6 protein-coding genes and 1 pseudogene are annotated in these 8,193 nt (G+C 46.0%); all 7 read right to left on the bottom strand.

Translation table 11 applies throughout. The features are described 5' to 3' along the window. Positions 1 to 899 (bottom strand): annotated as a pseudogene (locus M2298_RS10845) (late control protein); the annotation flags it as partial. 189 nt (positions 900 to 1,088) lie between these two features. Then, positions 1,089 to 1,547: an SUKH-3 domain-containing protein gene (locus M2298_RS10840; RefSeq protein ID WP_122965459.1), complete on the bottom strand. Its 459-nt coding sequence runs from the start codon at positions 1,545 to 1,547 to the stop codon at positions 1,089 to 1,091. Positions 1,548 to 1,554: 7 nt separating this feature from the next. After that, on the bottom strand, positions 1,555 to 1,986 hold the full coding sequence (locus M2298_RS10835; protein ID WP_173598271.1) for a hypothetical protein: 432 nt from the start codon (positions 1,984 to 1,986) through the stop codon (positions 1,555 to 1,557). 59 nt (positions 1,987 to 2,045) lie between these two features. After that, positions 2,046 to 3,314: a hypothetical protein gene (locus M2298_RS10830; protein WP_173598270.1), complete on the bottom strand. Its 1,269-nt coding sequence runs from the start codon at positions 3,312 to 3,314 to the stop codon at positions 2,046 to 2,048. 188 nt (positions 3,315 to 3,502) lie between these two features. After that, the gene (locus tag M2298_RS10825; RefSeq protein ID WP_173598269.1) at positions 3,503 to 3,946 is read right to left on the bottom strand and encodes a hypothetical protein; all 444 of its coding nucleotides are present in this window, start codon (positions 3,944 to 3,946) and stop codon (positions 3,503 to 3,505) included. 9 nt (positions 3,947 to 3,955) lie between these two features. After that, positions 3,956 to 7,180, bottom strand: coding sequence for a late control protein (locus M2298_RS10820; RefSeq protein WP_280648498.1), 3,225 nt, complete (start codon positions 7,178 to 7,180; stop codon positions 3,956 to 3,958). A gap of 436 nt (positions 7,181 to 7,616) precedes the next feature. Further along, on the bottom strand, positions 7,617 to 8,045 hold the full coding sequence (locus tag M2298_RS10815) for a hypothetical protein (RefSeq protein WP_122965457.1): 429 nt from the start codon (positions 8,043 to 8,045) through the stop codon (positions 7,617 to 7,619). Between the last annotated feature and the right edge of the window lie 148 nt (positions 8,046 to 8,193).

The raw sequence follows: 8,193 nt of genomic DNA, 5'->3' as shown, positions 1-8,193 counted from the left end.
CTCTCTTCAATCGAACGGGTCCACTTGCCGCCTTTGGCATCCTCGATCAAGTACTGCGCTTCTTCTATAAAAGGTTCAACTGCTTCCTTTAGAATTCCCCGCCCTGCATCGAGCGCATCTCCTGCCACTTCCAGTTTTGACTTTTCCCCCGTAATCACCTTTTCTGCGTACGTAAAGGCATCCTCTGCGGTTTTCTGGAGTCCTTGTACCATGAGATTGCGCTCCGTTAATGAGCCTACCTCTTTCCCGCTTGCCCATTCATACACGTTCTCGGAATACCCGAAGGATAACGTGGAAAAAACGATGTCCGCTGTATCGACAGTGGCCGCCCAAAATGCCGACATGTTTTCCGACCAAAACTCTTTCGTGACTCGCACTTCCGCGTCCATGTTTGCCTGGATTCGCTCTTTTATGATCCCGTCCACTCCTATGGACTGCACTTTTTCTTCAAAGGCGCTCCACAGGTGGGGAAAGCTTCTGCGCGTGGTGGCGTCCAGCTTGATTTCCTCACTGCTGGCGCTAATCTCTTCTTGCAGTCCCATATGGTCTACGATCGTCTTTATGGACAGACCTTCCGATCCGGTCAAGGTAACCGCAGCCCCATGCAAGCTCAGTCCTCCGATTGCCTGAATCCGCACCTGCGACGCACTATTGAAACTGACGCCCGCATCCTTATTCATGGAGATGTACAGCATGCCCTCCTGCGCCGTCATCGTCAGCTCTTTGTCGCCCAGCGTAAACTCTTTGCCTTGGGGGTTGCCGAACGATTTGACCCCCGGGTCCTGCATTTTTTCCGCTTGCTTCTGGACGGCTTCGCCTTGCGGAGCGTGGCGAACGGAGTTCATGACCATGCGATCGTTCTCTTCTGCCCCTGGGAAGTATCGCTTAAGTTCTGGCATGAAGTATAATGCCTGATTGCTTTATCTTTTATTTTCTACATGCCAAAAAAGCTCATTCCTACTCATGATTCAAGTAGAAAGAGCTTTTTAAAGCTTATCAAGCGTTTGAATGGTTTAGTGTTTAGCTTGTTGTATTGTAGGAATTGTAAACAAGTCTACACAAAATATTTTACAGAATCTAACAGACTCCTATGATAGACTTGGGTTTTTTATTTTTTCGGCAGGTTTAGGCATGCACAGCGTTTCTAGGGCTTCGTAAATGTTGTTACCAAACTTATACAGATCATATCCGCCATACTCCCCATAAACTATACCACTAGCAGACATAAACAAATTCATGTTACGTCGATATGCCTCTCCAATAATTACAAGTGGTTCTTGAAACCAATATTCGAATTCTGAAAAATCTTCTCTTTCCAGAATGTCACCTAGCGCAGTTTCAGGGATAAAGTGAAAAGACTCTATAGTTCCGTCTTTCTTTGTATAAAGATATTCTATTCCCCCGAACTCTTCTAGCAGTTTTTCTACACATGAAAATATTGTGAAACCTCTTGTTTCTAAAAAACTAATTGTTTCTTTTATATCTATTTTTCTTCCTTCATACCATCCTGATCGAATCAATACATCTAAGGCTTTATCTGATAGCATGTAGAAGCTATTCCCCCTTCAAGTTAATTAAATCGATTAGAAAATTTTCAAATGTTTTATTACAGTTATTACATAGATCTTTAAGTTCTCCACTGTTACCATATACTGTACGTATTAAGATATTTTCCATTTTTGCGCCATTATGAAGTGCTAAATTCACAGCCTGTACTTCTGCGCAGTTTTCAACATCCCAATCTTCATAACTTTCTTTAGACCTGTATTCATTATTGGGGTCATTTTTTGCCCTTTCCTTAATTTTATTAATTAATTTTTCCAGATCCTCATGTAACTCTTTTACACTTGGATTAAATTGCCCCTCTCTCCTGCCATTATAACCAAAGTGAACTATATCCGGTACTTCAATATCAATTGCTGCCGTTACAACCTTTGGAACGTACTTGCCCCCACCAATGTTTGGAGCTATTAATGGCTTTCTCAATCCTCCCTTTTTGATAAAATCTATATGTTTATCAAGTTGGTCTCTAAGCACACTAGTAGCTAAATCGATTTTTTGAGCTCTTGTAACAACATTACCAGTCCCCCAGCATTCGGCTTATCCTTCTCTGGTAGATTCCCTTTGCTAGTACCACCACCATCGTTCTTCTTCACCGAAGAATAATTCGAATACCATGTGTCTCCGTTTGCTACCTTTGGCAACACATTTTCGTTCGGGGTATTTTTATCCGGCAGTTTGTTTGCCTGTACGGCTTGTGTTCCTGAAGCATGAGGTTCTGTATTTCTTTTTGAGAAGGCCGGGTTAAGAGATGTTGCCAGCTTCGCTTCTGTTCCTTTCTTGTCAGGTAGGCCTGCATGACTCGTTTGGTTATCCCAATCATGATAACCTACGTGTTTGGTTGGCTTTCCTGAGCCTTGCCCCGTCATAGGTTCGACCATCGCTTTAATGCCGACCTTCTCCAGGACTTGTTCCAACATACCAAGCTGAAACTTTTCCTTTATCAAATCCAAATCCTTCAACACACCATCAAATAGCTCGGCCTTCGTCTTGAGCTTCCCGTCCTTGAGGGGCGCGCCTTCCAGCAGGTCATCTACACCGGACCCGTGCAAGAGACCGCCTCTCCCTTTTCCGCCGTCCTCATCCACATCTGTATGGGGTTGCTTGCCATGCGGCGCGTCCACATCCAACTTCGCCACCGATTTGCCGCCTTTTAATGCTGCTGTGCCCATTCCACCGCTATACACCGTCAGTACGGCTTCCGCTACGACCATGTCTTTCTTAAATTCGTTTTGCCCTTTTGCGTAGCTTTCGTCGACCGAGCGGGTCCACAGACCGCCGTGCAAATTATCTTGTTTGTACTTCTCGTCTTTCACAAAAGGGTCGATGTAATCGTTGTATAATCCTGTCCCGATCGAGACGGCTGCGTCGCCTGCATCTTGGGCTACGTCCTGCCATGATTTTTTGCCTGAAGCCACGTTCTCTACATATTCGGCTGTGTTCGTGGCGACTTCCACCGCTCCTTTGGCCAGATTGTTCCTCTCGGTCAGCGAACCGACTTCGGAACCGCTCACAAACTCATACAAGCTTTGGGCGTCATCGCCTCCCAAAACACCTGTCACAACCAGGTCGCCCGCGTCTACCGCCGCCCCCCACAAACCAGCCAACGTATCCCCAAAGGCCGCAAACTTCCCTTCCACCTCTGCGATCTGGTTATCCCAGGTGCGTTTCGCCATGACCGCAAGAATCCCGTTGGCCGCTACATCTTGCTCAAAGGCACTCCATATTTGCTCCTGTATGACAAAAAAGCTCATTCCTACTCATGATTCAAGTGGGAAAGAGCTTTTGAAAGTTAATCAAGTATGGTTGTCAAATTTTTTAGTGTTTGGTTTGTTGGTTGTCTTGTATGGTCTTGTTGTTGGAGTTGTAAACATGTTTACACAAAACTTTTGACAGACCTTAGTTAATTGCACCTTACGCTCTTTACAATTTGCTATTACATCTATTCAACATTTTCTAGCTTATATAGCTTTATAGTTCCATGTTCACTTGACTTAATCGCAATTTCATTTCTATTTTCTAGTACTTTTATTTTCCTTGGGACAGTAAGTTCACCTGTTCCCTTCAGTTCATTTCTTATTTCTTTTTCCTCAAAATCATTAAAAGAATAGTACAATTCCTTATCACTTTCCCAGTCTATATTGGGATAGTCTAACACTTCTTTGTTTCTTAGTGCATACGTATATACTTTTCCGTCGTCACCCCAATAGTAAATTCGTTTACATTCCTCACAGTACCAAATTGCAATTTGAGTTAGATCAGTAAATTCTCCTTCAAAATTTTTAATAAGTTGATTTCTTTCAGTTGCCTTATAAGTCCAAAAAACTACATTATTAGGCACTATTGTGTCCGACAGAATTACTCCACACTTGCATGTCTTTCTCATTGCATCCCCCTACTTAATGACATCCCCGTCTGATGTCCATATTTCAATAGTCTTGTTTGGGAATCTCTCCTTAATTTTATTTGCAATATTACTCGCTTGTTCAAGAGTAATCTTCTGACCATTTGAAGAAACATCCAACACCAGCGAATCTGCGTTTTTACCTGCAGGTAACGGCATGAAACTCTCTCTAGCGTATTTAAATGCCTTACTTTCAATACCTTCAAATGTGTCGGTAAGTAAACCTTTGAACTCCACCTTAACTTCATCAACTACAAAATCAGCTACCTTTTCCTTTGCGTTTTCAGGAATTCTATAAACATCCTTCCCGTTCCCAATTAATTTATCGATTGCCAACCATTCTTCTCGAGTTAATCCATCTAGTTCCCCTGATATTTTACCCGCCCATTTAGAAATATCAACTCTACCATCATTAATTGCTGAAATTATCGCACTTCGCTGTTCGGCATTAAGATATTTAAATTCATTCAAGTTTAAAATTTTCTTTTGAATAAACGCAGAAGAGTTTATTCCACTTTGAATTGCTTTAATGATGTTCTCTTCTGTTACACCTACAGCTCGCAAGTTTTTAGCACGAACCTCATTCTTTGAAGTATTAAGCCCTAAATTCTCCAGTGTATTGAAAAGGTTACCCGCTCCTTCAGCCCCCACTTTCTCCTTCTCATGAGGCTCATTTTTATTAGCTCTCGTCCCCTTATCAGTAACTGGCTCATCATGCTGAGAATGCCCGGAATCTCCGCTTGCCTTTCCTCCTTTTGGCGGCGTTGTTTCATGTGGAATGTCCTTACGAGGAGCCTCATTGACATGGCCCTTTGACGTGCCCACATTTTGCCGCCCATTTCCATTTTCTGTTTTTCTAAAGTGAGAAACCATCGCCTCTTTGTCCCAAGACCAAAAGCTTTGCCTAGTAACCGGATCGACCATCTCCACTTTCATACCGGTCTTCTTCAAGACTTGTGCCAACATGCCAAGCTGAAATTTTTCCTTTATCAAATCCAAGTCCTTCAACACATCAACCGGCAACTCGGCCTTCGTCTTGAGCTTCCCGTCCTTGAGCGGTGCTCCTTCCAGCCCATCATTTTTGTCAGAACCATGCAAGGAGCCGCCTTTGCCTTTTCCACCGTCGGAATCGACATCGCCATGAGAATTCTTTGTACCTCTTTCCCCCTCCTGCTTGGCTATGAATTTCTCGGCCTTTAGAACAACTGACCCGCCTCCAAAACTGTAAGCGTTCATGAGTGCTTCCGCCATGATCAGGTCTTTCTGATATTCGTTTCTCCCTTTTTGATAGCTGTCTTCTATCGAACGAGTCCACAGACCACCGTGCAAATTCTCCTGTCGGTACTCCCCTTCTTTCATGAAGGGTTCGGTGTATTCTTTCACCGTCGAGATGACGGCTCCCCCTGCATCTCCCAGTACATCCAGTGCCGTTTTTTGGCCTGAGGCCACTTTCTCTACGTATTCGACTGCGTTGGTGGCCGCTTCCACCGCGCCCTTGGCCAGATTGTTCCTCTCGGTCAGCGAACCGAATTCTTTTCCGCTCACAGATTGATACAAATCAGCAGAATCCTTGCCTACAGCTGCATACAATCCGGTCACGGCAAGATCTCCCGCGTCGACTACTGCCCTCCACAAACCAGCCAACGTATCCCCAAAGGCCGCAAACTTCCCTTCCACCTCTGCGATCTGATTGTCCAAGGTGCGTTTCGCCATGACCGCAAGAATCCCGTTGGCCGCTACATCCTGCTCAAACGCACTTAACAGTTGCGGAAAAGAATGCCGGGCACTCGCTTCCAGCTGAATGTTTTCACTGCTCGCATTTGCTTCTTCGATTAACTCTAGGGCATCTCCTGCCGTTTTGACCGTCAATCCTTCTGTGCCGGACAAATGAACAGCCGCACCGCTCAGGCTCACGGCGCCCTTTCCTTGAATCCGCACCTGCGACGCACTATGCAAACTGACACCCGCATCCTTATTCATGGAGATGTACAGCATGCCCTCCTGCGCCGTCATCGTCAGCTCTTTGTCGCCCAGCGTGAACTCTTTGCCTTGGGGGTTGCCGAACGATTTGACCCCCGGGTCCTGCATTTTTTCCGCTTGCTTCTGGACGGCTTCGCCTTGCGGGGCGTGGCGCACGGAGTTCATGACCATGCCGTCGTCCTCTTCGGCACCAGGGAAGTACAGCTTGACCTTGGAACCGAGCTCTGGCATGAGGTATAAAATCTGGTTGCCTTCTGCGGCGTACGGGAACCATTGGGCTTTGCTTGCGTCTTGTTTTTGGTCCATATTCAAGTGAATTTTGACCTGGTTGCGGCCAACCTGAATGATTTTGCCGTCGATGGCTGCGCCGATGATCGCGGAGTTGTACAGCTTCGTCTGTTTGACCGATTCAGGCACAGCGCACACATAGGTCCACTTCAACAGTCCCTGCTCCAGCGTTGCGGTAACCTTCGTGATGACAAACGTCCGGCCGTCACGCTGCACCTCATCGCCGATGTGCAGCCACTCGTCGTGAGCGAAGGTGTACGTCGTGTACTGGTATTCGGACAGCGAGGATGCGCCGTTCGCCGCTTTTTTCATATATGGCGCAATCGCCCGGTTGACCTCGTACGGAGCCGCTTCCAGCTTGATTTGCTTGCGTCCCTCTGGCATTCCGATCCAGAAACGCACCTTGTGGTCACTGACATCCGGGACGAGGACGGCTCCCACATGCGAAGCGATGCGCCTGACAAAGGTCCAGTCCGTCTCCTCGTACTGCATGATGAACTTGCCTTGCTTTTTCTCGTCAAAAGCTTGGTCGATGAAATCCCCGCCCGGATAGACGGACAAAGCTTCCTCGACGACATCCCGGTACAGGCGGTCTACCTGTTGAAAAGAGCGCGTTTTCGGACTCAAGTCCATCGCGTATGTATGGGAAATCGCCTGAATCGTCACGTAATGAATATCCCGGACGACTTTGATCTCCACATGCTGCAAGCGGCCCATGAAAATCGGCTTTTTCGCCGCGCCCTGTTTCCCGTACAGCCCGATGCCGTCGTGGTTGCTGGCCAGATGGATGATTTCCTCTTCTTTGTCTTCCGGGACGATTCCGGTCAGGCGCAAAGTCGCATGCGTGCCCGTCTGATGCAAAAATGTCAGGCTGTCCAGCCGGATCGGCCCATACGGCCAGACGACTTGCAAATCGTGATAGGTCATGACGCCATCTGTTGCCTGCATTTGCTATGCTCCCTCCTTTCTCTCCGATTCCCAAACGACTATGTTTAACAGATGCATGTTTTTGTAACTTCATTTTTAAATCGACATATATGTTAAAATATTCCATGATACTAAAGTCCCTCTTTTCCGGATCTCAGCCTTTGCTTTTCCACCTTTTCTACCAGGGAGGAGGAGGGATTTGCTCAGGCGCCTCTTTTCGGACCTGTTTGCTCATTCTTCTTCTCGTTCATTTCGAATGCGGCCAAAAATGTTTCTTGGCGCTTACATATGGAGTCCATCGGCTCTCCCATGGCTGAGATAAATGATGCTGCTCAGTGATTGCTATTTGTTGATCATGGCTTGGAGCTTGGTTGTGTAGCAAGAGATATCGCATATATAATGAAACAAGACATTCCCTCCAGCAGCTCTTGGAAGAATGTCCTGTTTTTATGCGCATTTATGCAGCTTCGGCCGCCTTGGTTTTTCGCTTCTGCTGAAAATACACTTTCGCTTGCTTGTTGTTGAGCAGCACCAATAAAATAACCAAATAGACGATGGCAACCAAAAACGTTCCTTTACTTACATCCAGCAACATGATCAAAATGATGCACCCGATTGACGTTTTCAACATTCGCAGTTTGATAAAAAGCGCGAGCAGAGACGTGAAAAATAACGGAAACGTCAACATGCCTTTTAACCTGCCCAATACATAGCTTTGCTCCAGCATGTCCTGTGGCATATCGACCATTCGAAAGACGATTTTGCTCGCCCAATGGCTGAGGTTCATCGGATCGGCCAGTTCCACGATTACGTACAGGCTTACCAGGACAAAAATTTGCAAGAGCATAAATCCCTGGATGATTTTAATCGAGAGTGGTGCTTTCATCAATCAATTCCCTTTCTTTGGATATTTTTACACACTTTATAAAAATCGACAAATATAGAAACCACATTCATAGGACATTAGACCTTAAAAGTGCACTCGTTCCGGTTCTTTTTTCTCAAAATGAAAAGCCAAAAACGGCAACCCGTCT

The sequence above is a fragment of the Brevibacillus sp. 1238 genome, assembly GCF_029892995.1.
GTDB classification, from domain to species: domain Bacteria; phylum Bacillota; class Bacilli; order Brevibacillales; family Brevibacillaceae; genus Brevibacillus; species Brevibacillus parabrevis.
Note: the sequence above shows the minus strand (reverse complement) of the source record. Positions and strands in the feature narration are given on the sequence as shown.

Coding starts and splice junctions, on each gene's coding strand:
- M2298_RS10825 (WP_173598269.1), bottom strand. CDS start 3,946: ATGAGAAAGACATGCAAGTGTGGAGTAATTCTGTCGGACACAATAGTG.
- M2298_RS10830 (WP_173598270.1), bottom strand. CDS start 3,314: ATGAGCTTTTTTGTCATACAGGAGCAAATATGGAGTGCCTTTGAGCAA.
- M2298_RS10840 (WP_122965459.1), bottom strand. CDS start 1,547: ATGCTATCAGATAAAGCCTTAGATGTATTGATTCGATCAGGATGGTAT.
- M2298_RS10815 (WP_122965457.1), bottom strand. CDS start 8,045: ATGAAAGCACCACTCTCGATTAAAATCATCCAGGGATTTATGCTCTTG.
- M2298_RS10820 (WP_280648498.1), bottom strand. CDS start 7,180: ATGCAGGCAACAGATGGCGTCATGACCTATCACGATTTGCAAGTCGTC.